The 24487-nt window shown below is 59.7% G+C and carries 26 protein-coding genes; 16 read left to right on the top strand and 10 right to left on the bottom strand.

Translation table 11 applies throughout. The features are described from left to right. Positions 1-186 precede the first annotated feature (186 nt). The 3 genes from ABH945_RS16470 to ABH945_RS16460 all read left to right on the top strand — a co-directional run bounded on the left by ABH945_RS16470 (position 187) and on the right by ABH945_RS16460 (position 3168). Positions 187-720, top strand: coding sequence for a GNAT family N-acetyltransferase (locus ABH945_RS16470; RefSeq protein WP_429251198.1), 534 nt, complete (start codon positions 187-189; stop codon positions 718-720). Next, positions 710-1891: a dienelactone hydrolase family protein gene (locus ABH945_RS16465; RefSeq protein WP_429251197.1), complete on the top strand. Its 1182-nt coding sequence runs from the start codon at positions 710-712 to the stop codon at positions 1889-1891. The genes ABH945_RS16470 and ABH945_RS16465 overlap by 11 nt, the downstream gene beginning before the upstream one ends. 356 nt (positions 1892-2247) lie before the next feature. Further along, a complete protein-coding gene (locus ABH945_RS16460) occupies positions 2248-3168 on the top strand; it encodes a proline dehydrogenase family protein (RefSeq protein WP_429251196.1) in 921 nt (306 codons plus the stop codon). 84 nt (positions 3169-3252) lie between these two features. Here ABH945_RS16460 and ABH945_RS16455 read toward each other — a convergent pair whose 3' ends face one another. The 5 genes from ABH945_RS16455 to ABH945_RS16435 all read right to left on the bottom strand — a co-directional run bounded on the left by ABH945_RS16455 (position 3253) and on the right by ABH945_RS16435 (position 8270). Then, positions 3253-4320, bottom strand: coding sequence for a fatty acid desaturase (locus tag ABH945_RS16455; protein WP_429251195.1), 1068 nt, complete (start codon positions 4318-4320; stop codon positions 3253-3255). Positions 4321-4459: 139 nt separating this feature from the next. Further along, positions 4460-5257: a CDP-diacylglycerol diphosphatase gene (locus tag ABH945_RS16450; RefSeq protein ID WP_083380068.1), complete on the bottom strand. Its 798-nt coding sequence runs from the start codon at positions 5255-5257 to the stop codon at positions 4460-4462. Positions 5258-5297: 40 nt separating this feature from the next. After that, positions 5298-6752 carry an indoleacetamide hydrolase gene (iaaH, locus tag ABH945_RS16445; RefSeq protein WP_429251194.1) on the bottom strand — a complete coding sequence of 485 codons (1455 nt, stop codon included), beginning with the start codon at positions 6750-6752 and terminating at the stop codon, positions 5298-5300. A gap of 281 nt (positions 6753-7033) precedes the next feature. Continuing rightward, the gene (locus tag ABH945_RS16440; RefSeq protein ID WP_074769366.1) at positions 7034-7249 is read right to left on the bottom strand and encodes a transcriptional regulator; all 216 of its coding nucleotides are present in this window, start codon (positions 7247-7249) and stop codon (positions 7034-7036) included. A 358-nt stretch (positions 7250-7607) separates the two neighbouring features. Then, on the bottom strand, positions 7608-8270 hold the full coding sequence (locus ABH945_RS16435; protein WP_429251908.1) for an NADPH-dependent FMN reductase: 663 nt from the start codon (positions 8268-8270) through the stop codon (positions 7608-7610). 427 nt (positions 8271-8697) lie between these two features. Here ABH945_RS16435 and ABH945_RS16430 point away from each other — a divergent pair, with 427 nt between their 5' ends. Then, positions 8698-9351, top strand: a complete 654-nt coding sequence (locus ABH945_RS16430; RefSeq protein ID WP_429251193.1) for a J domain-containing protein — start codon at positions 8698-8700, stop codon at positions 9349-9351. Between the two features lie 4 nt (positions 9352-9355). Here the strand turns inward: ABH945_RS16430 and ABH945_RS16425 are convergent, their stop codons facing one another. Further along, positions 9356-10021, bottom strand: a complete 666-nt coding sequence (locus tag ABH945_RS16425; protein ID WP_429251192.1) for a gamma-glutamylcyclotransferase — start codon at positions 10019-10021, stop codon at positions 9356-9358. 332 nt (positions 10022-10353) lie between these two features. Here ABH945_RS16425 and ABH945_RS16420 point away from each other — a divergent pair, with 332 nt between their 5' ends. From ABH945_RS16420 to ABH945_RS16410, 3 genes are all read left to right on the top strand, one after another. Further along, positions 10354-11922: an MFS transporter gene (locus ABH945_RS16420; RefSeq protein WP_429251191.1), complete on the top strand. Its 1569-nt coding sequence runs from the start codon at positions 10354-10356 to the stop codon at positions 11920-11922. A 373-nt stretch (positions 11923-12295) separates the two neighbouring features. Next, positions 12296-12499, top strand: a complete 204-nt coding sequence (locus ABH945_RS16415) for a hypothetical protein (protein WP_429251190.1) — start codon at positions 12296-12298, stop codon at positions 12497-12499. Positions 12500-12767: 268 nt separating this feature from the next. Then, positions 12768-13295, top strand: a complete 528-nt coding sequence (locus ABH945_RS16410) for a low molecular weight phosphatase family protein (RefSeq protein WP_429251189.1) — start codon at positions 12768-12770, stop codon at positions 13293-13295. A gap of 65 nt (positions 13296-13360) precedes the next feature. On the opposite strand, the gene ABH945_RS16405 is transcribed toward ABH945_RS16410, so the two are convergent. Together ABH945_RS16405 and ABH945_RS16400 are read right to left on the bottom strand one after the other, a co-directional pair. Next, positions 13361-13651, bottom strand: a complete 291-nt coding sequence (locus ABH945_RS16405; RefSeq protein ID WP_429251188.1) for a hypothetical protein — start codon at positions 13649-13651, stop codon at positions 13361-13363. A 302-nt stretch (positions 13652-13953) separates the two neighbouring features. Beyond that, complete coding sequence (locus ABH945_RS16400) at positions 13954-14280, bottom strand: H-NS family nucleoid-associated regulatory protein (protein ID WP_074769354.1); 327 nt, start codon at positions 14278-14280, stop codon at positions 13954-13956. A 763-nt stretch (positions 14281-15043) separates the two neighbouring features. Between ABH945_RS16400 and ABH945_RS16395 the strand changes: the two genes are divergently transcribed. After that, the gene (locus tag ABH945_RS16395; protein ID WP_074769352.1) at positions 15044-15346 is read left to right on the top strand and encodes a hypothetical protein; all 303 of its coding nucleotides are present in this window, start codon (positions 15044-15046) and stop codon (positions 15344-15346) included. Between the two features lie 70 nt (positions 15347-15416). On the opposite strand, the gene ABH945_RS16390 is transcribed toward ABH945_RS16395, so the two are convergent. Then, positions 15417-15698, bottom strand: a complete 282-nt coding sequence (locus tag ABH945_RS16390; RefSeq protein ID WP_074769350.1) for a hypothetical protein — start codon at positions 15696-15698, stop codon at positions 15417-15419. 425 nt (positions 15699-16123) lie between these two features. On the opposite strand from ABH945_RS16390, the gene ABH945_RS16385 reads away from it, so the two are divergent. Together ABH945_RS16385 and ABH945_RS16380 are read left to right on the top strand one after the other, a co-directional pair. Further along, positions 16124-17401 (top strand): MFS transporter, encoded by a 1278-nt coding sequence (locus ABH945_RS16385; RefSeq protein WP_429251187.1) that lies wholly within the window; start codon positions 16124-16126, stop codon positions 17399-17401. Positions 17402-17505: 104 nt separating this feature from the next. After that, complete coding sequence (locus tag ABH945_RS16380) at positions 17506-18015, top strand: low affinity iron permease family protein (RefSeq protein WP_074769346.1); 510 nt, start codon at positions 17506-17508, stop codon at positions 18013-18015. Positions 18016-18050: 35 nt separating this feature from the next. On the opposite strand, the gene ABH945_RS16375 is transcribed toward ABH945_RS16380, so the two are convergent. After that, a complete protein-coding gene (locus tag ABH945_RS16375) occupies positions 18051-18455 on the bottom strand; it encodes a helix-turn-helix domain-containing protein (RefSeq protein WP_074769344.1) in 405 nt (134 codons plus the stop codon). Between the two features lie 886 nt (positions 18456-19341). Between ABH945_RS16375 and ABH945_RS16370 the strand changes: the two genes are divergently transcribed. The 6 genes from ABH945_RS16370 (at position 19342) to ABH945_RS16345 (ending at position 24483) form a co-directional block, all read left to right on the top strand. After that, the gene (locus ABH945_RS16370; RefSeq protein ID WP_429251186.1) at positions 19342-20775 is read left to right on the top strand and encodes a DUF1254 domain-containing protein; all 1434 of its coding nucleotides are present in this window, start codon (positions 19342-19344) and stop codon (positions 20773-20775) included. 110 nt (positions 20776-20885) lie between these two features. Then, positions 20886-21848 (top strand): SphA family protein, encoded by a 963-nt coding sequence (locus tag ABH945_RS16365; protein WP_429251185.1) that lies wholly within the window; start codon positions 20886-20888, stop codon positions 21846-21848. Positions 21849-22005: 157 nt separating this feature from the next. Next, a complete protein-coding gene (locus ABH945_RS16360; protein WP_429251184.1) occupies positions 22006-22428 on the top strand; it encodes a hypothetical protein in 423 nt (140 codons plus the stop codon). Between the two features lie 41 nt (positions 22429-22469). Then, positions 22470-23081 (top strand): copper-binding protein, encoded by a 612-nt coding sequence (locus tag ABH945_RS16355; RefSeq protein WP_074769340.1) that lies wholly within the window; start codon positions 22470-22472, stop codon positions 23079-23081. A gap of 83 nt (positions 23082-23164) precedes the next feature. Then, the gene (locus tag ABH945_RS16350) at positions 23165-23398 is read left to right on the top strand and encodes a DUF2964 family protein (RefSeq protein ID WP_074769338.1); all 234 of its coding nucleotides are present in this window, start codon (positions 23165-23167) and stop codon (positions 23396-23398) included. A gap of 14 nt (positions 23399-23412) precedes the next feature. Then, positions 23413-24483: a DUF1254 domain-containing protein gene (locus tag ABH945_RS16345; protein ID WP_429251183.1), complete on the top strand. Its 1071-nt coding sequence runs from the start codon at positions 23413-23415 to the stop codon at positions 24481-24483. Positions 24484-24487 lie beyond the last annotated feature (4 nt).

Below are 24487 nucleotides of genomic sequence, written 5' to 3'. Positions count from 1 at the left end.
GTCGTTACCATTTGCGCAAATTAACAGTACTCAAGCAGCACTCGTCGCCCAATGCGTTCGGGCCGGGTCAGTCTTTCAATTTTCCAACATCGTTAGTTAGAACTCTGGCGATTGGTTGGCGCAACGTAAGGGCACGCTGCTAATCTTCTCTGTCGTCCATGAAAGCTGCACGACGGGGAATAAGCGATGACCTCCAGAAGCATCCGCCGCGCTACGGCAGATGATGTACCGACGCTCACACAGATTCGCAACGACGCGCATGCGAAGAAGGTCGCGCACCGCGATTACGCGTGGGGCAAGGAAGGGGACGGCTTTTCCGAGCAGTGGGTGCGAAACCATGTCTGTCAAAAAGATGTGTATGTCCTCGACCTGGATGACACTCCGGTCGGCACCTTTTCGCTCGATCTCGACGATGAAAAACACTGGGGACCACAAGAACCCATCGCCGTTTATGTGCATGGAATTTCTGTGCGGAAAGGCTTCAACGGACGTGCACTCGGCAGCTTCATGCTTGATTGGTGCGCTGAAATGGCGGGTAGTCTGAACCGGGCTCTGGTTCGACTCGACTGCGCCGTCCACAACGCGAAGCTATGCGGCTACTATGAGTCGCTCGGCTTTATCCGCGTGGGACTGTATCCGGAGCCAGAACCCGGCGGCTATGTCTGGTCGCTGTACGAAAAATTGGCGTACGGTCTTCGATCGGACAATCATGAAAATTGAAGTCACCGACATGCGCAATGAGCACGATGATGCTTTCGTTGCATCGCAACTCGGTGCTTATAACGCGACGTTTGCGGTAAGGGACTTTAAACCGTTGCGGGTGTTTGCACGCAACGCGGACGTGAGAACGCAAGCAATGAAGCAAAAGATGCTTCGTCACATCATTCGAAATCTGTCTGCGGTTATGACGGCTCCCCTGGTCGCGGCGTGTACCTCGACGATCCCAGTCAGTTCATTGGTCACGACCTCGCTGGCGGACGGTCGCAGCGGCGTCGTCGCTTTCGAATCGGTGACGCCCGTCAATACTTCAGATTTTCTGTCGCACTACGCCACCGGCCACAAGGTAATCATTAAAGGCGACCTCACCCTTCCCGATAACCATCCACACGCCGTACCTGCGGTAATCATCCTGCACGGAAGCAGCGGCGTGAATCGGGGAGAGCGGGTGTGGGCCCGACGCATGAATGCGCAGGGTTACGCCAGCTTTGTCGTCGACAGTTTTACGGGGCGTGGCATCAGAAATACTGAAAACGACCAGGCACAGCTTTCGATGACAGCAGATATCGCCGATGCTTATGCCGCGCTGCGCTTGTTGGCGACGGATCCTCGCATCGATAAACAGAGGATTGCCGTCATGGGATTTTCGCGAGGCGGTGTCGCCGCCCTTTATTCATCGCTGGAGCCTTTTCACATTGCCGCAACGGACGGCAATCTGCGTTTCGCCGCGCATGTCGCGTTCTATCCGTCTTGCGGTATCTCTTATGATTCGGCGCATGTGGATGGCGGACCCGTGTTGATGTTAGTCGGCGGCAAGGACAATTACACGCCAGCGCCGCCGTGCATTGCCTATGCCGACAAGTTACGTTCGAAAGGCGCCCAGGTCACGCTGAAAGAGTACCCGGATGCATACCACGGTTTCGACAGACCCACACCTCTACGCACGATGCCACTCGCGACCAGCGCACGCGAATGCCATGGATCGTACGATCTCGATACCAGAAAGTTCACGATGATGCGGAATGGCCAGGCGCTGACTGGTTCGTCTGCTGTCGCTGAATCGAAACGTTGCCTGACGAGGGGCGTCACGCTGGGGGGTGATGCTCAGGCGCAAGCGCAGTCGCCTGACGAAGTTGCTTCTTTTCTCAAGGCCGCCTTCGAGCAGGTTGAGTGACTGCTTCGCGCTTATCGCGTGCTTTGATGTCGCCGCGCTGCCGAAGGAAAGCTGTCCCATCACAGTGCAGCGCGCCCCAGCTCTAACCTCGTTCATTCATGCTACGATGCGCAGCGCCTGAAGAGAGACACGACAAGCGCAAGCTTCATCCCGTAGTCAAGACAAAAGATTCCACCCAAACCATGTACGCAGCTGCCTGGCCTCCCTCGAAAACGCACTGAAAGCCTGTGTCGATGCAGCCACTGCATCCACGCTCGCATTCCTCCCGGACCTGTTCTCACAACAGTCCGGCGATGTCGCACGAATCTTCATCTCGCATTCCGATTCGCGCGACTGCATTTTCACGAGACCACAACATGCGTATTCTCAATACGATGGCGGCTCACGCCATCCCGCTCGTTCCCCGTTCGCTGATTCGTAAGATCTCCCGCCGCTATATCGCTGGCGAAACGCTTTGCGATGTCCGCGAGCGCATGCACGTGCTCCATGCAGCAGGCTTGCGAACCACCATCGATGTACTGGGCGAGACAGCTTCGTCGACGGATCAGGCCGAGTCGATGACTCGCAGTTATCTCGATCTCGTCGAGACACTCGGCTCACACAATGAGCGTACCGAACTGTCGATAAAACTCACCGCGCTAGGCTTGCATCTTGACGAAAAGGCCTGCATGGCGCGAGTCTCGGCGATCCTGCGAACAGCGGCATCACATAGGATCACCGCGTGCATCGATATGGAAGACCTCGGTTGCACACAGAAAACGCTCGATGCGTTCTCGATGCTCGAAGCCGATGCATACCCAGTCGGAATCGCGCTGCAAGCGTATTTGACGCGTACCTACGATGACATCGTTTCGTTGCAAACTCGCAAGAGCCGCATGCGTATTTGCAAAGGCATTTATGCCGAGGCAAAAGAGCATCTGGTCGACGGCGCGTCGGCAGACCGGAGCGCGATCAACGCGCATTTCGTTCGACACGTTTCGACCGCGATACAGGCAGGATCGTTTGTGGGTATCGCAACGCACGATGCACAACTGATCGATACATTGATCGGCTGGCTGCAACACGAGCGCATCGACAGATCGCGATTCGAGTTCCAGATGTTGCTGGGAGTCTGCGAGCCGCTGCGCGACGAACTGCTGGCGCAGGGATTCAACGTGCGCGTCTACGTTCCATACGGACATGACTGGTATGGCTACAGTACCCGTCGAATCAAGGAGAATCCGCGAATCGCCGGATATATTCTGGCGGCGATGATGCGTAGCGACCGGGCGCGCTAACCGTTATAGACGAGGCGTTAAACGGGACCGGCAAGTTCACTGGTCCCGCTCCGAACGCCTGTGTTAGAGAAATAAATCCGGTGTCTAGCGTTCGGTAATAGTCGGTACGTGAGCTTCAGTCACGTCGCCAAACCATCCGGCCGCTCTGAGTTTCCCTCGCGATTGACCGGCAAAATCGTCGCCAGTCGCCGGAAGAAAATCCACGCCGGCAGCAGTGCCGCTATGTGCCGGATGAGCTACAACGGCAAACATATACTGTCTGATCCATTCGCTGTAACCCTTCACCAGAAAATCGCCCGAGCGTTCAATGTACTGCTGGCGAGACGTCTGATAGACACCCTTCAGCGCGAACCACGGCACATGCGGCAAATCGTGATGAACCAGGTGGTAGTTGTTGTTCAGAAACAGCATCCGCCAGCCCCACGCCGCTTCGTTGATCACCGTCCTGTGCGCATGCTCGCTTGCGGCGCGATGTTCGTGAAACGAGCGAATCGAACCCAGCGACAGTGCTCCATACCCGACGCCGATAATAAAGACCCATACCGGTATCGCACAGACCTGCTGCAGCCAGATCGCGAGCATCCCCAGTGCGACGAAATGCGCGAACCACGCGGGCACGTCGCGCAAATCGCCTTGTCTGATCTTGTTGAGCGCGTCGGCGGCGGTCGCTGCAATCGAGAACGCAGGCCCGACCAGCAGTCGACCGATAAACGTATTTCGGAAAGCGAGCAACGCACGAATCGACGAACCGGCCCGTTGCCATTCGCGCTCGCTGACGAAATAACTTTCGGGGTCCTGCTCAGGGTGCGTGAGATGCGGATCGTCGTGATGGCGGAGATGTGAATCGCGATAGATACGATAGGGGAACCACACGGCCAGTGGCGCAAAACCGAGCAGCGCGTTGATGAATGGCGAACGGGTAGGGTGCCCATGCAGCAGTTCGTGCTGCAACGACATGAACCACGTGCTGAGTATCGCGAGCAGAAACGCAGTGAGCGGCAACCCCAACATGCGGGCGTGCAACGCCACACCAAACCACCCGCCGTATATGACGATGATCAGCAACCACGTCGGCCATTGCGTGCGCCATGCCCAGCTAGTCGCCAGTCTGGCTAGAGTCTTGCGCTGCGTGTCGTCGAGATAAATCGCCATAGAGTCGGTCAGAAAATGCAAGTTCAGGACCGATCCTAAGGATCATTGCGTCATGCCAGAACCATTTTGTTGAGCAATGCTTCTGCGCAATCGTGCATAGGCCGCCTCAAATACGCGGACGCCGCTTTTTTTCAGGTGCTCATTGAGCGTCCGCCACGCGGCAAGCGTGATCGAGCAGGCCTTCGGCCGTGCCGCTGCCATTCTTCAGATCGATGTCGCTATTCACGATCAGCCAGCCGTCTTCAGAGGCGGAAGGTCCTGCACCTGTGACCAGAATGGTTTGCCGCGACATCGCGACCGTATCCGGGTTATCCCGTGCGACGATGCGGAAAGGATTGCTTGCGTCAGCGAGGGACGTCACGCGCATGACCCGGTAACGATTGCCGTCGAGCGTGTCCCAGCGCCATTTGTCAGGCGTATCTTTCGCGTGGCGCGCGAGCGCTTCGCTGATATCGGCGCGCATGCAGTCGATATGAATATGCAGCTGATTCTGCGAGCGCCGATACGGCGAGTTGATTTCGAGGCCGAGCTGATTGTCCGGCAACGTACGTTTGACTGCGTTCTCGACGTAATGCCGCGAATCCCACGCATCGACCCAGTAGTCCTGCGCGCGAGGCGCCAACACCAACGGACTTTCTATTCCGGTGATACGGTCGGTCGGAATCAGCAGATGTTGCGAGCGCCCGACGATATCCTTCAGGATCACATAGCGTTTATCGAGATCCACGACCGTGCATTGGCCGGGCGTCCCAGTGCTCTGCTGCGACGGCACACAGCGTATGTCGACGATCTTCCATAGCGCGTTGGAATCGACGGTAGCAAGGCGCGCACAGGCCGTGGCCGTGAACACGACCGTGACTGCGGCGGCAAAACGGGCAATCGAATGAAAAGATTTTCTGCGGGATTGGGCGGGGCGGGCGGGTGTCGGTGTGGTCATCGGCACGTTGGCGTGGGGTTTCGAAAGAGGGGGATAAACGTCAAAGCACGGGCGCGGGCAATAGGCCGAGCAACTGTTCGAACGCGACGCCAATAGCCAGCAGCCGCCGGTCTTCACCGAGCGGACCGTCCAGTTCGAGGCCGACCGGCAAGCCGCTCGCCGTCATGCCCGCCGCCAGCGACAGGCCCGGAATGCCGGACGTGCTGGCCGGATCGGTGTTGCGCAGGTAAGCGTTCATCGTGGGGATCGGCGCAGAGCCGTCGATTGAAACCGTCGACGAGCCGTGGATGTCGTCGATCGGTGTCGCGGCGAGGCGCGTGGTCGGAAACAGCAGTGCGTCGAGACGGTGATCGGTGAACGTCGCGGCAATGTATTGCTGCAGGCGCGGCCGCCAGTGGTTCAGCGCGGCTTGATACTCGCCGCAGAGCACTCCTGCGAGGACGTCGTCGTAAATCTCGCGCACATCCGGGCTCGCAATGCGCGCGGCCAGTTCCGCCACCGTCGTGACCGGCGCGTGATTGGCGACGAGCCAGGCCCCCACATCGCCGAGCGCTTCATGGACCGCAATCGGACTGCCGACCATCGCGTTCAGATAATCCAGATCGCTCATCGCTACCGGTACGAACACGACGCCCGCAGCTTCAAGCTGATTCAACGCGGCACGCGCGACATCTTCCACCTGTCGTTCGAGCCCTTCCCAAAGCGGCTCGGGCAGGCCGATACGTAGGCCGCTCAATGCGATTGCGGGCAATCCGCCGGCACCTGTTATCACACCGTCGAGCAGCGCAATATCGGCGACGGTGCGTGCCATCGGGCCCACAGTGTCGCGCGTGTGGCTGATCGGCACGACCGCGTCAGGATCGTGATAGCGCCGTTCCTTGCCGCCATTGCCGACCGATGGACGAAACCCCGCGATGCCCGTCAGCGCGGCCGGAATGCGGGTCGAGCCGCCCGTGTCCGTGCCGAGACCGGCGGGCACGATGCGCGCGGCGATCGCCACGGCCGTGCCGCCCGACGAGCCGCCGGGAATCAGTGACGGGTCGTACGGATTGCGCACCGGACCCGCATGCGCGGCGAGGTTCGTGCTGGTAATGCCGAACGCGAGTTCGTGCATGTTGGCTTTGCCGAGCACGATCGCCCCGGCGTCGATCAAACGCTGCACGGAGGGTGCGTTCGTCGCCGGCACGAAGCCTTCGAGTGCGGGTGTGCCTGCCGAAGTCTGCAAGCCTGCCGTGTTGATGTTGTCCTTGATGACGACCGGCAATCCGGCCAGCGGCAATTGCGCTTTCTGCGCGGGCGACAACGCGTCGATGCGCTTCGCGGCCGCGAGCGCACCGTCTAGATCGATCGTGGTGAGCGAGTTCAGATTAGCGAGCGATGCCGCTCGTGCGAGCAACGTGGCGACGTAGTCGGTTGCGCCGAGACGTCCTGACTGGATCGCATCGACCGCTTGCGTGGCGGTCAGCGCGAGTTGTTCATCGACGGTCCATGTCATGACTGGGCGCCTCCCTGTCGTTGCGTATTCGCGCAATGTGCGCTTGCAGGGAGGGCGTAACGGAGATCGGTGTCGGGCATGGTGGCGTCGGGAGAGCGGACTCGATGTGCCGACTATTCTGGCACATCCGCTTCAGACGCATGGTTGGGCCGCGCAGACCTGCACCGGCAGTCGGGCGAACGCGACACGCAGGGTGTCGAACCCCTTCTCGCCGCGCTCGACGCAACCGCATTCTCAACGACCGCAGGTTATTGAAAGGCCACCAGAGGCCCATCAAAAACTCACTGATGATTATCGATCCACATACGTCCCCATCGGAATGCGTAGGCGAGTGCATGTTCTTCGTCGAAGAAGTAATCGAGCGCGTCGAACGAGTACGCCTTACCGTGGTCCGCGCTGGTTTTTTCGATCGTGAGGTTGGCGGCAAACAGCCCGTTGGGCAACAGTTGCGCAACCGGCGCGACTTCGTAGCCCTTGTAGCGAATATGTGAATTCATGGTCTCGACAGAGGTGCCCGTGTGCGTTGCAGAAAATCCAGTGCGTGCGACTAACCCTGTAGCGCCGTGCGTCTGGAAAGCGGCGAATCGGTGGACAGGGTCAAGCGTAGGGCGCGCTGCGCAGCGGGTGAACCAATCTTTCGTCGTAAGCAAATCAGCGGGTTTCGGGAGTGATATTCAGATGCCCGGATCGGATCATATGCGCTGTGTTCGATCACACTATCCAGCCTCGCGCGGCGAGTCTGTTATGTGCCGCACGGTTCGTGCAAACGCCACTCGCGTGGGCCGCCGAAGCGGCGCCACGCGAGTGTGTCAGGAGCGGGGGAAAACGCTGAAAAAGAAGCGCGTGATACGCGGATTACACCGCGTGCAGCAGACGGGCAGGCTGTGTGGAAGCGAGCGTCGACGCGTTCAGCGAGTCGCTTTCTGCCGCGCGATGAGCGTTGAACGCCAGCGCGAATTGCGCAGCCTGCTGACCGACGGTCGCGAGCTGGTCGACGACCTTCGCGTCGGAGCAGGTATCGACGGAATCGAAACGCGTTTCCAGCGTGTTGATGCCCGCGCCGAACGGCGTGGGCCAGCCGCGCAACGCGTGGACGATCGAGCGCAGCGACGTCAGCACCGACCCGGCGGCTTGCCAGCCATAGGCGGTGACGATGCAGCCGACCGCGCGGCCGTCGAGATACGGACGTTCGTCGGCGCGTAGTTCTTCCAGCGTGTCGAGTGCGTTCTTGACGAGGCCCGACACGCCGCCGTGATAGCCGGGCGTGGCGATGATCAGCGCGTCTGCATGGCGCACGGCTTCGATCAGTTCGAGCTGCTCGTCGGTACGGTTGGGCTGTTCGGGCGCGTAGTGCGGCAGGCTATGCAAAAACGTGCCGCCGAACAGGCGGGTGTTCGCGCCGGCGGCTTCCGCGCCGCGCAATGCGAAGCCGAGCGCGCGCTCGGTCGACGAAGCGGCGCGTGTCGTGCCGCCAATGCCGATGACGAGAGGCCGGCGGTGATGATCGAATCGGGTCAACGAAATGCTCCTTCGGTAGCGGCTCACGACCTGCTGATGCGGGTAGGTGAGCGACGGGCCGGGGCGAACCGGACTTTGAAGTGTCATCTTAATGACCCGTGCGCACGAACCTAAGCGACTTTTTGTTCTAACGATATAACCAGGCGCTGTTCGACGCGCAGCATGCGATGTACCTGACCCCGTGTCAGATAAGCATATGGCGAACCATTGGTTGGACTCGCGATGACGGGTGGCTATCATCGAATCGTCTCCTCCATGACATCTCCTTGACATGGGTTAAGCCTCGCCGCGCAAGCGGTGGGGCTTTTTTTTGCCCTCGACGCGCGTGATCGGGCGACACTCGAGCCGACCCGCCGGCCGACACGCTAAAGCCGTTTTGTGCATGCTACGATGGGCCGCGACGATTCCCGGCGAGGTCAGCAAGTAAATGGCAACCCTATATGACACGCTCGGCGTGCAAACGCACGCCACCGAAGAAGAAATCAAGCGCGCGTACCGCAAGGCCGCGATGAAGTGGCATCCCGACCGCAATCACGGTGCGCACGAGGAAGTGGCGCGCGCCACTTTCCAGGAGATCAAGGACGCGTACGCGATCCTGTCCGATCCCGAGCAGCGCAAGGTGTACGACGCGGTCTACGCCGAGCAGATGCGCGGCTGGGAGGCGCAACGCACGCGCGCGCAGCAGGCGCGGGCGAAACGCGAGGCGGCGGCGCGCGCAGCCGACGAGGCAGCGTATGCGGAAATGGTCTCGGTCGCAATCCGTTTCGCCGACGAAGGCCACAATCGCGACGTGCTGTTCGGCGTGTTGCTGGGGCGGCAATGCGAGGCGAAGCGAGCCGCGCAGATCGCGGACAGCGTGGCGGCATTGCAGGCGTCGCGCCGCGAAGCGGCAAAACCGACGAATACGCCTGACGTACCCGACAAACCCGATCTTTCGGCTCAAGCCGACGTGTCGGCGAAGAAAGAAGACGCTGCAGAGCACCGCGCGAGAGGCAAGCGCGACGAACCCGCCGCCGACGCCCAACCTGCGGGCGCACTCGGCGGCCTGTGGTTCCAGTTCCTGAACGGCTTGCGGTTTTAACGCGTCACGCGGGGTGGCTGCCGATCCGCGTCAGTTCGGACGCGATCTCGTCGATGTAGGGATCGCTCAGGCCGCACTCTGCCAGCGCGCTTTGCAGCTTGAAAACATAGTCGGCGTTGGTGCCGAACAGGCCGGTGGCGACGGCCATCGACGGGGCAATCGACGAGGCCCGTGAATCGCCTTCATATTGCGAATCCTCGGGTTCGGCAACGAAGGCGATTGCGGACACTTGCGTGCCGTCGTCGAGCGTGACCGGCGCCCAGGTCGGACGATAAGCGCCCGTCACCATCTCGCGAATCCAGAGAATCCGTAGCTCTTCCTCGACCGTGGCGCCGCCCAGGCGCAATGCGACGCCTTCCGTGCTGCCTCCCGATTCAAGCGCGAGCATGCGGCCCGGCTGCTCCGGCGTACCGCGCCCGGCGATCAGCCGGATACAGAAGCTGCGATGCCAGCCATGCAGCGTCGCGATGCGGCGGCTGTCGAACTCCGAGACCGGATTCCACAGCAACGAGCCGTAAGCGAAGACCCAGATGTCGCCGTCGCACGGACGCTGCCGCAACGTCTGCGCGAGCGATGCGTCGATCCGCGCCTGGGTCCACAGCATCTCGCCCGGCAGCGAATCAAAACTTTCGAGGTATGCGCCAGAGCAAATGGCGTTTCTGTTCAGCATCCGGTAAGCCCCGTCATGGTGCGCGGCGCGCGTCGTCCGTCGTTGAACGGCTTCGCGCGGGCCAAAAATCAGCTTGCAGTATGAGCGAGTGAGTCGCGGGAATAAATCCGCCGGACAGAAACGGTGTGTCGCCCGAGTGGCGACAATCGGCGCCTGGCGCGCCGTCATGACGTGATTGCCGCGTTTCAGGCCGTTCAGTCGCGACATGCGCGCTCTTTATCCACGGGGAATCCATCAACAGAATAGCGGCCTGAGTGTGTCGCGACGCGCGGCCGGTGCGATGCCGGTCCACTGCGCGTCGAACGCTGGAACTCCACCTGAGGGCTCGAAAAATGAAAACCACCACGCCGCACGACGCGCAGCGCGACAAGCCGCTTATCCTCGCCGCCGTGTGCCTGTCGGCGCTTGTCTTGCCACTGGCATTTTCGGGCGGCGCAGTCGCTACGCCTGCAATCGGCCGCGACCTTGGCGGCAGTGCGGCGGCGCTGACGTGGATCACCAATGCATTCATGCTGAGCTTCGGCAGTCTGTTGATGGCCGCAGGCGCGCTCGCCGATCAGTTCGGCCGCAAGCGGGTTTTCGTGTGCGGACTGGCGGGGTTTATCGCGACGTCGCTCGCGTTGGGTTTCGCGCCGTCGGTGGCCTGGCTCGACGCGCTGCGTGCGTTGCAGGGCGTTGCGGCGGCTGCGTCGCTGGCGAGCGGCACCGCCGCGCTCGCGCAGGAATTCGATGGCCACGCGCGCACCAGGGCGTTCAGTCTGCTGGGGACGAGCTTCGGCATTGGCCTCGCCTTCGGTCCGTTGATGGCGGGCGCGTTGATCGCAAATTCTAGCTGGCGGGCGATCTTCTGGACAATCGCGGCGATCGGCGCGATCGCATTCGTCTTCGGCGTACCGCGTATGCGCGAAACCCGCGATCCGGCCGCCAGCGGGCTCGACTGGCCGGGGACGATCACCTTTACCGGCACGCTCGCGCTGTTCACGTTTGCCGTGATCCAGGCGCCGCAGGACGGCTGGTCGAGTGCAACTGTGGTCGGTCTGCTGGCTGCGTCGGCGGGATTGCTGGTGGCGTTCGTGGTGGTGGAGGCGCGCGTCGCGCGACCGATGCTGACGCTGAGCCTGTTCCGCTATCCGCGCTTCGTCGGCGTGCAGATGCTGCCGGTCGGCACCTGCTACTGCTATATCGTGCTCATCGTGATGCTGCCGCTGCGTTTTATCGGTGCAGAAGGGTTGAGCGAAATGGACGCCGGTTTGCTGATGATCGCGCTCTCCGCGCCTATGCTCGTCGTGCCGATGCTGGCCGCGTCGCTGACCCGCTGGATATCGGCTGGCGTCCTGTCGGGCATCGGCTTTCTGGTCGCCGCAGCCGGGCTTTGCTGGCTAAGCCTCGTCGACATGAGCGCATCGCGAGCGTCGGTGATTGCGCCGATGCTGGTCGTCGGCATCGGCGCGGGCGTGCCCTGGGGTCTGATGGACGGACTCTCCGTGAGCGTCGTGCCGAAGGAGCGAGCAGGCATGGCATCGGGCATTTTCAGCACGACGCGGGTGGCGGGAGAGGGCATTGCGCTAGCCATCGCGATGGCGATTCTCGCCGGCCTCGTCCACGCGAGTCTCGCCCGCATCGTGCCGCACGCCGGACCCGCGACGATCGCGCGGATTGCCGAAGCATCGCAGCGTCTGACCACTGGCGACCTCGCGCAAGCTGCCGCGAGCCTGCCGCAAATCGGCCGGCACGAACTGGTGCTGAGCTATACGCATGCGTTCACGCGCCTGCTACATGTGCTGATCGCGATCACGCTTATGTCGGCGCTCGCGTCTTTTGCGTTTCTGAGTCGTACGGGCTCGAAGGACGATCAGTCCGACCAATCGCCGCGCAAAGTCGTGCAATCCGCAGCCGTGTGACGAATAAGCGCCTGGCCGGTAGACCATAGACCTAGACCGAATTGATATAGACCGCAGTCTTTAGCGTTCGATTTTGCGCTTCTAGAATCAGTAGTGCGTTCGCGATGGATGTCGGTCGAACGTGGTCAGTTGATTGCCAGATAGCTTCATTTGCCGCTGCGTTGGCAGGTGCCGGGCGCTTTTGCGTGAGGCCCGGATTTGCGCAACTGGCGACTCTGAATACCGGGTATCGACTGTTCTCTCCTGTTTGCTCCCCAGCTAATTTACCTGCGATTGGCTGGAGATTTTCCCGCGAGCTCTCTCCTCATCTTTCTCTGCGAACGCTTTGGCTCGCCCGTCTCCACGCATCGATTCCCCGAGAGGTACAACGGCCATGTTTACCTTCATCGTTGTAGTTGCGGTTGCTGCGTTTATTCCGTACGTCGCCGCGCCGGGCATTGTGAACGGCGTCAAGGCGATCAGCTCGCCCGCGCCCGCAGCCGTATCATTCGACCCCGCTCCAGCGACGCCAGCCTATGGCAGCGATGCCGCCAACCGGATCCTGTCGGAGCGCAACGATAGCGAAAGTGCGACCTGACTCAACCTGCCGGCGCGCGCTCGCTCACCCGCGTGCCCGCTCGTCCGCGTGAAAGACAGCGAAATGTAAGGCTCAGCGTCGCGCTGGTACACTTCGGCCTCTTCGTGATCCGCCGTGTGTGGCAAGTCCTGCCTGTAAGTGGAAGCGTGAGTGCCCTGGTGGAAATTCCCGTGGCGCGAGGAATTTAGACATCGTAGTGTCACGGGGTCGCAAGACTGGGCCGGCAGAATAGCGCCCAGAAGCAAAAAAATACGGCTACGGGGTGAGCGTGACCAGAAAATATAAAGTGCTGTTTCTTTGCAGGGACAACGCAGCGCGCAGCATCATGGCGGAGGCTTTGCTGCGAGAACTGGCAGGACACCGGTTCGAAGCATTCAGCGCGGGGCCGGAGCCGGCCGCGCGAGTTCATCCGCATGCAATCGCGCAATTGCGGCCGGGTGTGTCGGATCAGGGCGTGCTCAGTCCGAAGAGCTGGCTGGAATTCACCGGCGAGTGGGCGCCGCGCATGGATCTCGTCGTTTCCATGCACGAATCCGTCGACGCTAATCACGCGCCGTCATTTCCCGGGGAACCGGAGCTGTGCAACTGGACCTTTGCCGATCCGCTCGCTGGCGATCTGGACGAAGCGGAACGCGTGCGATTGTTTGCCAAGGTGTTCTGGCAGATCGTGCGGCAGGTGAGCGGCTTTATCGAATTGCCGCAATACGCGCTGCTCATGCGCGACACCACCCGCGTGGGCGAGTTTCAGGACAATGCCGGTCATGACGCGCGACGGGTCGGCGTCACCGGTGTTTGATCGACCCGGCCGCGCCTGAACCCGATTCAGATCCGTACGTTTAGCCCACGAAAATCGGACTATTTTTATTGTGCGGGTTTAGCGCCATTCATCGGATCGCCCGGCGACATCGACGGCATGCCGTTGTCGGGCGAATCCATTTTCTTCATTCCGCTTCCCGGCATTGCGTCCATCGGACTCGGAGCGGGGTCGCCCCAATGGGTCATTCCCGCTGTCGCTGCGCTGTGTGCGTTGCCGCCGCCGCTACCGCCCTGGCCGTTGCCGCCGCCTTGCGCGAATGCCGGACCGCTTGCGAATAACAATGCGGAAAGACCGGCCGCACAACCCGCGATGATTTTTAGCGTTGATAGACGCATCACGATTCTCCTTGCGAGCTCATCGGGCGTAATGGCTGCCGCGAGCTGGACGTAAGCCGCTCATGAAATCATGACCGGTTCTCGGGAAGCAGCGAGTCATTGCGCTGCTCTTACCGGATATACGGCGAGCAAGAAGATATGGATGCAAACTGGCGGCGCGCACGAGTCACTGTCCGGCAAGCGTGTTGACGGACACGCCAGACCAGAGGGATCGCACTGGAGAATGCAGGGATAAACTTTTTTACGCTGAGCGAATCAGTCAACTCAGTCGCAACTCATTACGGACTCCGCCATACCGCACTTTAGCGACCGGTCGGGCGCGCTAACGGACTGCCGGCAAACGGATCGTTTTTCCAGTCGACCTGTTTTTTGGATTGCGGGGCAGGGGCCGGTTTAGCAGACATTTCAAAGTGGTCAATTGATTGACCCGCACTGATTGCCTGTTTAAGCCATTGCGGCATTTCGCCCTGGCCGTCCCAACTGTCGCCGGTCGCGCTGCGGTAACGTTCCGCCTTTTGCGCAGATGGCTCGGACGCCAGCACGGCAGCAAGGTCTTCTGGTTCGATACCAAACTCTTCCATGCGATGGCGGAGATACGCAATGATGCTATCTCGCTTCCTTTCGTCCATAAGATATTCGTCCTTCTAAAGCGTCCAGCGTTCTGTCAATTACAGATTGCAAGGGAAAGTCGCGATGCATCGAGCCCATTTGACTGGGGCCGGCTCGCGGTGGTGTTATCGATTGAAGGTAATTTCATGAGCCGCGTTAGAAAACGTTGCTCCATAAATCGCAATACAGTCTGTGCCAAATGCGCCAATCGGGAACAATCAGTGAGTAATGCCACGCCCGCCACACTCTGGCAGCACTTCGCCGCGTGCCGGGTAAGGCTGGATAAGCCTCACGGCTGCAGGGGGAAATACTGTGATGACATTGCTTTGATTGCGACTGGCTGGTTTCACGTCCACCTTCCGTCTCTCGCCGGTGTCTTGCGCGCCGCTCTTTTACGTTATAGCAACATCATAACGCACTGTGCGGATAATGCACGCGCCGGATTAACGGATTTTCTTTGCAAATGAGGTTTATCGAACGATGTGGGGTTCATGCGACACGCCCCGGCACCGGAGATTGAATTCCCAGGCCGGCGAACTATAACCAAATTGCGGAACAGAAATCCGCGTTGCCAACCTGAGGGACTGATTCCGGTTACCCGCAAGGACGTATCTCCATCGGTTACAGGTTGGTCAATTACTTACTTGTTTAGTTCGATGACTCATCGCAGCAGTTGCGCATCGGCATCAACTCGTCGGGCAACCCGATTGGGCGAGCTAATTTTTTCGCGGATCAATTTTTCAGGGGGCGAGAACTGCTGCGCCGGATTCGAGGAGTCTGGCCATGAAACTACGTTTATTGATGGTAATGGCGAGCGCCGTTCTGTTTCTCGCGCCCCGGCCAGTTAGCGCGTCCGAATCCGACGGCCAGCCAGGAGCGGCTGCGTCGGGACGCGCGATGATGCAGCAGAATGCCAACGAATCGGCGCAGGCGACGACCGATATCCCGTTGGGAGACACCGGGCAGGGCCAGCAGGTCCGCAACGTGTCGTATGGAGGCGTGGCGGCGGGGCAATCGGAATCGGGAACCCGGCCTGGTCAGCCGTGCGGTTCCGCGCCTCAATGCAAGGTGTATTTCGGTCAGTAACGGAATTGACCGATGCGGGTGGGAACGCGATACCGGCTAAAAATATAATGTGCCGCGTCCCCCACACGCACTAGGCAAGTGCCATGTTCTGCATCGGTTGGTTGCTGCGCTGCTCGTCGAGACGACCCGTTACTTCGCCGAATCCTTCTGCTGCATTTTCCGCTTCAGCCCGCTGATTAAACTGGCTGAATTCATCGAGCAATGCGCGCCACGAAGAATGCCAGCGCGTTTCCCTGATGCAGGTACCCGTTGGATCGGCGATGCGCAGCACACCGTTGTCCGGATAGAACGTCAGCGTGACAGGCATGCCTTCGAGTACGCAGGTGGCAGTGCAGGGGCGTGTGGTGAGCATGTCCGTTAGTCCTTTGATGAATGATCGCGAATGTGCGAAACGCTGACGCGAGCATCAGCAAACGCTGTGCCCGGGGTTCGTCATTCTTTTTCGCACGGGACCGTGACCGGAGAAGGTCCGTTTCAGAACAAGGATCGCGCTATTCACATTGCGGTCGCGGCGCGTCAACGCAGTGATGGCGAAGTCCCCGCGCAGCGCCCGAATACCCCCACTCGAAACTGCGATTTTACGCAGCCGTCAGCGCGAGAATTAATGCAATGGTAAGGTACGCCCTATTCGGGTTTTCACTCACTGATTTGCCGCTGCCGTCAGCATGATCCGGCAGGCAAAGCCGCGTTTGCGATGCAAAAAGCGGCGTTCAAATCGATTAGTGCGGTGTGACCGCTCCAATCCCACCTGTTGTTAAGTAATCAGAAAACAATACTATGTTGATGGAAGATAATCTGCCGGCGAGCGATGGCTCGCTGGACGATGGGACCTCGTCGTCCCTGCGTTCGTGGCTCGCTGTCGGCGCGGTCGCGATAGGCGCATTTGCCTTTGTGACGACGGAGTTTTTACCGGTTGGACTTCTGCCGCGCGTCGCGGCGGATCTCGATGTTTCGCCCGGCACGGCCGGGCTGATGGTGACCGTGCCCGGCATCATCGCGGCCATCTCTGCGCCGGGTCTGATGCTCGTGGCGGGGCGGATGGATCGTCGGCGCGTGTTTCTTTTACTCACGGCGTTGCTGCTCGCGTCAAATCTTATTTCCGCGTTTGCGCCTGACTTCTCGATCATGCTGGTCGGCCGCGCGCTGCTCGGCGCTGCGTTGGGCGGCTTCTGGACGCTCGCCACCGCAGCCTCGGGACGTCTGGTGCGGCCAAAGGATTCCGCCAAAGCCATGGCGACGATCCTGACCGGCGTGACCTGTGCGACCGTGATCGGCGTGCCGCTCGGCACCTTCATCGCGAGCTTTGCATCGTGGCGCGCGTCGTTCATGGCAACCGGCGTGCTCGTCGCGATTGCGCTCGTTGCGCAGTTTTTCTTCGTGCCTTCGCTGCCGTCGTCGGCCGCATTGCGTTTGCGCGATCTGGTGGCGTTGCTGCGTCAACCGCATCCGCGTCGCAGTATGTTGATGGTCGCGCTCGTGTTCGGCGCGCATTTTTCGTCGTACACCTACGTCACGCCGTTCCTGCTGCGCAATGCCAATCTGACGATGTCGACCATCACGTGGCTTCTGCTCGGCTTCGGCATTATCGGGTTCTTCTCGAACTTCGCGATTTCGTCGACCGTCACGCGCAATCTGAAAGCATCGGTCGGCGCAATGGTTTCGCTGTTGATGTTCGCGTTGGTGTCGCTGCCGCTTTTGCAGCATTCGACGATTGGCGTTGCGGCATTCGTGCTCGCGTGGGGCGTTTCGTTCGGCGCATTGCCGCTGTGCTTCAGCATCTGGATTCAGCGTGCGACGCCGCAGTCGCCTGAAGCGGGTTCGGCCCTGTTCGTCAGCATCATCCAGATTGCGATTGCGCTGGGCTCGCTGGTGGGCGGCGTCGTGGTCGACCATGCCGGTGTCCCCGCCGACTTTCTGTTCGGCAGCGGACTCGCGCTGTTGGGACTGGCAGCATGGGCGAGCTTTGGTCGCGGCGAGCAGAGCGCAGCAGTGCAAGTGGTAGCACAAACGGAAGCACAAGCGGAAGCGTTGGCCTGTCCTGCGTGCGTGGACTAGTCATTCGATTGAGGGCGGTCTGACGGCTTTTGTGTCAGCCGCCTGCGTGGTGTCGGCATGCAATGTGCTGACGGCTTATGTGATAGCCAGCCACGGAGACCGCCATGCGGCAAGAATCGACCAACTCATACGCAGACAGCCTCAGCACGGTTCCAGATACATCGAGTCCCGCTTACGCGGCAACGCATCCTGTCACGCGCGCATTCGATGCATTCGCGAGTTCGGTGACGCGCCTCGCGGGTTCGCCGGTCGCCTTTGGCGTGGCGGCGATCACCGTGTTCGTCTGGGCGGTAACGGGTCCGCTATTTCATTTTTCCGACGGCTGGCAACTGGTCATCAATACGGGCACGACCATCGTTACCTTCCTGATGGTCTTTCTGATTCAGCAAAGTCAGAACAAGGATAGCGTGGCGGTTCATCTGAAGCTGAACGAACTGCTTGCGTCGCATCGCGCGGCGAATAACCAGTTGATCGGAATAGAGGACGCATCCGAAGAAGATCTTCGACGCCTGGCCGCCGCGTATTTGCGACTGGCAAGCAAGGCCGGCAACGCTCGCGGCGAAAGTGTCGACGTGGATGCATGTGTGGACCGCCCGGCAGAGTCGCGCGGATAGCGCGTGACGTCCGCCTCGAATATTCACGCGATGGCTTATCGACTCGATTTGGATAAACGGTGCCCGAGGCCGAGATTGGTCGCCAACTGCCACGTATAAACGCGCGAATAGCTCACGCCAAAACGGGTTTTGATCAACTCGCGCAGCCGCGCATTGGTCCACGCATCGGTCGGGAAACCGTGCTCGCACGCGGACCCGTTCAGCGCCGCGGCAATCCACTGCATCGCCGCGCCGTCGAGCAATGGCGAGCGGCCGCCTACACTCATTTTCTGCAGCGCTTCAAGCCCGCCATCCGCGATGATGCTGCGGTATTTGCGGACAGTATCGGTCGACAAATGCAGCGCTTCGGCGACTTCGTTGACCGACGCGCCGTCCACCAGCATCCGGCCGGCGGCCATCCGTCGCATGACGCTTGGCAGCTCTTCGGTTCGGGAGGGCATATTCCACCTTGCTGGGAAGTCCGGGCACAAAAAAAATGGAATGCGCGCGCATTCCCCTCGTGTCTGATTCCAGTGGACTGTCAATGTCCTTTATAGGAGCGGATTAACGTCTCGCTGGCCGATAACGCCGGCGGCGATGAAAATGTTTCTGCGGAAATCCGTATATGAAACTACTAATAATCGTTTTTGCATCTTGTGTGGAGTTTTATGGCAAAAACAATCGTCGTGCAAATTTAATTTAATAGAACTATGATGCCTTGCGCAAATATCTGCACTGGTAGAATGCGTCGAAATAAATGCTGGCTTAATAGTTCTCGCAATACAGGTTCAGGGTAATCGTCCTTGCTATTCTCATATACGTTTGCTAGCATCCCGTAACAGTTTGAAATAATCATAACTTTGCCAGCTTCAAGCCCGCACAGCGTGCCAGTGCGGCAGCCAACGTCTCTGCGAGGAACGCGTTATGGCTAGCCACTCATTTTTTCGCTAACGCTCGCATGAGCGCGGCGCGAAAAGACGCCCAATCTTTGCGCTTCCTTATTGATAGGAATTGTCCCTGAATCGCATTCTGCGACGTGGGCGACGCTGTTCGTTAATTTTGACATGCGCATTATGCAGTGACTTCCTTTGGCTTTAAAAGGATGGCCTCGCATGGCTGAAGCTATTATGTCGGCGGGCTGATTTTTAATGGCGTCCGTTTTGGCGGATTTTGTCGAAAGTCTATTCGCGAAAAGCGAAGCCTGCGGCGCGGACAAAATCGCTATCCGCTAAATCCGACCCCAACGTTGAAGATTCGGGAGCATTTCGCGGCAGTTAGCAGCGCGGATTTTCGCCGGGCTGAATACGACGCCAGGTAAATGGCGGTGACGAACCGGGAGAGGCAACGGTGAAATTCAGGACCATCGCAAAGACCAGTGCAACCGGGGCTACCGTACTGCTTTGCCTGTTCCTGTTCGCGCGCGCAAACGCCGCGGGATCACCGGAAGCATCGGACGCGACGGCGCTGGCAAACACTACCGTCTCACCCGACGAAGCACGCGGCATCGTGAAGGATGCATTTATCTACGCCTATCCGATGCTGTTTAACTACAAGACGATGTACGACCAGGCCATCGATCCGGCGTCGAAATCTTATATTGGCGGATTCGGCAGGTTCCGCAATTATTCGACGCCATACGGCCCCGAAAACCGCGAGATCGTCACGCCGAATAACGACACACCTTACTCGTGGGCATGGCTCGATCTGCGGCGGGAGCCTTGGGTGCTGACCGTTCCTGCCATTCCTGACGATCGCTATTACGTGTTTCAGTGGATCGACCTTTTCACCTATAACTTCGCGTACGTCGGGTCACGCACCACCGGCGACGGCGCCGGCCACTATCTTTTCGCCGGCCCCTCGTGGCACGGCGACAAGCCGGCGGGCATCGACAAGGTGTTTCGTTCGGAGACGGATTTCATTCTTACGCTGGGACGTACGGCGCTTAGCGGCCCCGATGACGTCGCGCGTCTCAAGGCCATTCAGAAGGGCTACGCGCTTACGCCGCTTTCGTCGTTCGAACACCGGCCCGCGCCGGCGGCCGCGCCGAAACTGACATTTCCAAAGTGGGATGAAAAGAAGGCGACGTCGATCGATTTCATTTCGTACCTGAATTTCCTGCTGCAATTCACGCAACCTCCCGCGCCTTCGGAAGCGGAGCTTATGCGGCGCTTTGGCGCGATCGGCATTGGGCCGGGCAGGCAATTCGACGCCGCGTCGTTGTCGCCCGACATGCGGCAGGCTATGGAGGCGGGTCTCGCCGATGCGAAAGATGCGCTGGCCGAAGCGGAAAAAAGCACGACCAGTTCATTCGATCTTTTCGGCTCGCGAGAAGATCTGAAAGACGACTATCTGAAACGTGCTGTAGCGGCCGCAATGGGCATTTATGGAAACACGAAAGAAGAAGCGGTGTATGTGGGCACGCGTCTGAATGCCGATCACGAGCAGTTGCTGGGTTCGCAACCTTACGTGATCCACTTCGACAAGACGGAGTTGCCGCCCGCGAAATTCTTCTGGTCGATGACGATGTACGACCTTCCGGGGCGCCATCTGGTCGCCAATCGAATCAGTCGCTACTCGATTGGCGCCCGCACCAAAGGTCTCAAATATGGAGCCGACGGATCACTCGATATCTACGTGCAGCACTCGTCGCCGGGACCTGAGCTGGAGTCGAACTGGCTTCCGGCCCCTGAGGGCGCCTATAACGTGATCGCACGAATCTACGGACCCGGTCCGGCCGCGTTCGATGGTTCGTGGAAATTCCCTGTTCCGCAGAAGCGCTGAAGTCGTTGCGTTGCATCGTGTATCGACAACCTGATCCGACATAGCCTGCACGCTGTTCAGGCGCGGTAGAGGCACAGAAGACGCATCGACCCATCTCGCAGGAGACTGCCTTGGATATATGGAATCGCTCTGCCAGCAGGCCGCTCAAGCATCTGGCCATCGCAGCCGGTATGTTCGGCCTGAGCTGCGCACAGCATGCATTCGCGACGGAAGGTGGTGTGGGGCGGCCTATTACCGGGCAGCAGGTCATGCCGTACGCGGGTATCGTTCCGCCCACGTCCGACTGGATCGTGTCGTTCACGTCCATCTATTACGAGGGTTCGTTAGGCGCATCGAAAACCATTCCGGTCGCCGGCACGATCACAGCAGGGTTGAACTATCAGGTCGTGTATGTGATGGCCAACGCGATCAAAACATGGGGCATTACCGCAGGCGGATGGAATTTCGCTTCGAGCTTCGGCGTGCCGGTGCAGTACACGAACGCATCGAGTTTTCACGGAATATTGCCGAACGACCACGCGACCCAATTCGCCGACATCTTCTTCACGCCGGTGATCGCCGGATATCACTTCAGTCAAACCGATCACGTGGCATTGAGCGTGCAGATGTACGCGCCGACCGGCGCATACAGTACGAGCCGGATTGCGAACGCCGGACAGAACACGTGGACGTTCACGCCGACCATTGCCTACACGCACCTGATTGCCTCGCAGGACATCGAGCTTTCCGCGAATTACGGCGTCGAGTTCTACACGGCCAACAACAAGACCAACTATAAGAACGCGCCCGTCAGCGTGCTCGATCTTCTGGCACTCAAACGCTTCAGGAACGGCTGGGGCGTCGGCGTGGTGGGCGGCTGGATCGAACAGTTGGGTAACGACACAGGCGGCGTTGCCGATTTGATCGGCAGTACCAGCGGACACTCGGTGGGCATCGGGCCAATGGTCACGTGGTCCGGAAAAATCAGCAAAACACCGGTGTCGGCGACGCTGCGCTGGGTCAACGAACTCGAGGCGAGCAGGCGTCCGAAGGGAAATGCCGTGCAGCTTTCCATTAGCGCGACGTTCCAGTAGCGGCGAATTTTTGAATCATCTTGACGAGGCATTTCAGTTTCAGTCACTCATAGCCCGATAGTCGCGTTGCGCACTCTGTGGAGCATCCGGCATGGAGTCAGAGAATCATGCCAATAGGCCACGCGCGTGCAGACTCGTAATTCAGCGGAGGAACCGGATGGATGCAACTCTTACTGCCCGATTGATCGACACGCTTGTGCGCACCGCCGGGAATCGTGGCGTTCTGCCGTATGCGCGCTTTCACGCGCTGTTTCCGAGCAACACGCTGCTGGTTGTCAGAAACGCGGTACTCGACGACGCGTTACGCAGTATCTGCGATGAACAGCATGCGGACTATGGCGTACTTCTCGCGCGAGATAACGGACTGCCCGGTCCCGATTTTTTCCGCCGCTACCGGGCGACCAGGCGAGTCGAGTACACAGGGATCGTCGGTGATCCGCGATATCACAATGCGACGATGAAGCAGCAGCGCCTGATCGTCGCCGCGGAACGCAACCGCGTGTACGAACATGCGGCGAAGCATCTTCGCGACGGTGCAAAGCCTGTCGAAAACGAGTGCTATGCAGTCAATGGCTTGTGAAATCTGCTTATGTCAACGACGCAGTCAACCGGAGGGTTTCCATGGCTTGTTCTACATCGAGTCCGCTTTCATATCAGGTGAAGACCGCGATTGCCGCGCTGACGGTTCTTCTCATCGCTGCTCCGCCCGTGTTTGCTCAGGCCCCGGCTTCTGAACCGGCTCCGCAGGCCGTGGGCGCGGCGGCGCTGATCCATCTTCAGGCGCGCGTCGTCGAAATCGATGCCGATTCGAATAGCGTCGCGCTTCAGGGCCCTGAAGGCAATATCGCGGTTCTCGACGTGAATCCCGACGTCGCGGACGTGAAGAAACTGCACGTCGGAGAAATTCTGAATATTGCTTACCAGAAGGCAGTTCTGATCGGCGTGGACCGGCTGGCGTCGAAGGGAATCCGTCAACGTGTCGACACGGAACTCGCACAGCCTGCTTCCGGCGGCGTGGTGGCGTCGGCTCGTCGGGTCGAAGTGGTGGCGACGGTGCAGAGAATCGATCGCAAGCATCGCACGATTACGTTGCGTGGACCGACGCGCACGGAAACGCTCGACGTGGCACCGCAAGTTGCACTGGATAAGATCAAGGTCGGCGACTCGGTGCGGGCGGTTTTTGTGACCGCGATCGCCGCATCGGTTGCGCGCAACGATACGCAGGCGCAGTGAACCGCATGGCGTGACCAGGTAGTTCATCGAAAGCTTGGCGACGCATCGGCGATGTCATATTGGTTCGCGTGAAGGAGCATGAAATGGAACAGGAACGACCGGAACCGACTGACGCGTCGATGCGTAGAAAGCTGATTCGCAGCAAGATACACGTAGGACTTGCCGCGTTCGGCACGCTGGCCGCAGTCGCAGGAATTGCTGTTGCGATCAACGGTGGACTCGAATTCAACCGGACCAAGGTACTGGTCGGCGTGGGCATCATCGTCGTATCGACCGTTCTTTATATCTCGATGCTCTTTATCGACGCCGACGAGTAGAAAGGGATACTTTCATGAAGCCGTCTCGGATCAGCAGGTGCATTCCTGGCGCCGCGGTCGCGGTGCTTGGCGTCGTTCCTCTTGTTGCACCGTTCAGCGTTCACGCGCAGTCGGCTGCGCCGTCATCGGGCAATGCGGCGATTCCCGTTACCGTTGATAACTTCGTGCGCGCCGAATCGGATCAGTACATCGCTTCGCTGGTGAAGCAGGGCGGTTTGGGTAAGCTCTATCATCACCGTGAGCCGGCCTCCATCGACGACCAGACGGTGATCCGGCTCAACCGCGACACGCTTTACACGTCCGGCATATTCGACCTCGACGCCGGACCGGTGACGATCACGATGCCTGATCCCGGCACACGTTTCATGTCGCTTCAGGTGATCAACGAGGACCACTATGTGCCGAACGTGTTCTATGGCCCCGGCGCTCATACGCTGACCCGCGATAACGTCGGTACACGTTATGTGGTGATTGGAATCCGTACGCTCGTAGACCCGGCGAACCCGGACGACATCAAAAAAGTTCACGCGTTGCAGGATGCGATCAAGGTCAGCCAGCGGTCGCCGGGCAAGCTCGACTCGCCGAATTGGGACCCGGTCAGTCAGAAGAAAATGCGCGACGCTCTGCTGGTTCTCGCGACGACTCTTCCCGATTTCAAAAAGTCGTTCGGTACCAGAGAGCAGGTCGATCCGGTCAGGCATCTGATCGGAACGGCGGCGGCGTGGGGTGGCAATCCCGACCGCGATGCGACTTATCTCAACATCACCCCGCAGCGTAACGACGGCCAGACGATTTATCGTCTCAACGTCAAGGACGTTCCGGTCGACGCGTTCTGGTCGGTGAGCGTGTACAACGCCGAGGGTTACTTTCAGAAGAACGCGTATAACGCTTACACGCTCAATAACCTGACGGCGAAGAAGGGCGCAGACGGTTCGATCGACATCCAGTTCGGCGGATGCGATGGAAAAATCGCCAACTGCGTGCCCGTAGTTTCCGGCTGGAACTACACCGTGCGGCTTTATCGTCCCCGCGAGGAAATTTTAAATGGGGCGTGGGTTTTTCCGGATGCGAAGCCGGTGCAGTAAATAG

Origin of the sequence: Paraburkholderia sp. GAS333 (assembly GCF_050435665.1) — a bacterium.
Classification (GTDB): domain Bacteria; phylum Pseudomonadota; class Gammaproteobacteria; order Burkholderiales; family Burkholderiaceae; genus Paraburkholderia; species Paraburkholderia fungorum_A.
The sequence above is the reverse complement of the archived record's forward strand: the minus strand, read 5'-3'. Positions and strand labels throughout refer to the sequence as shown.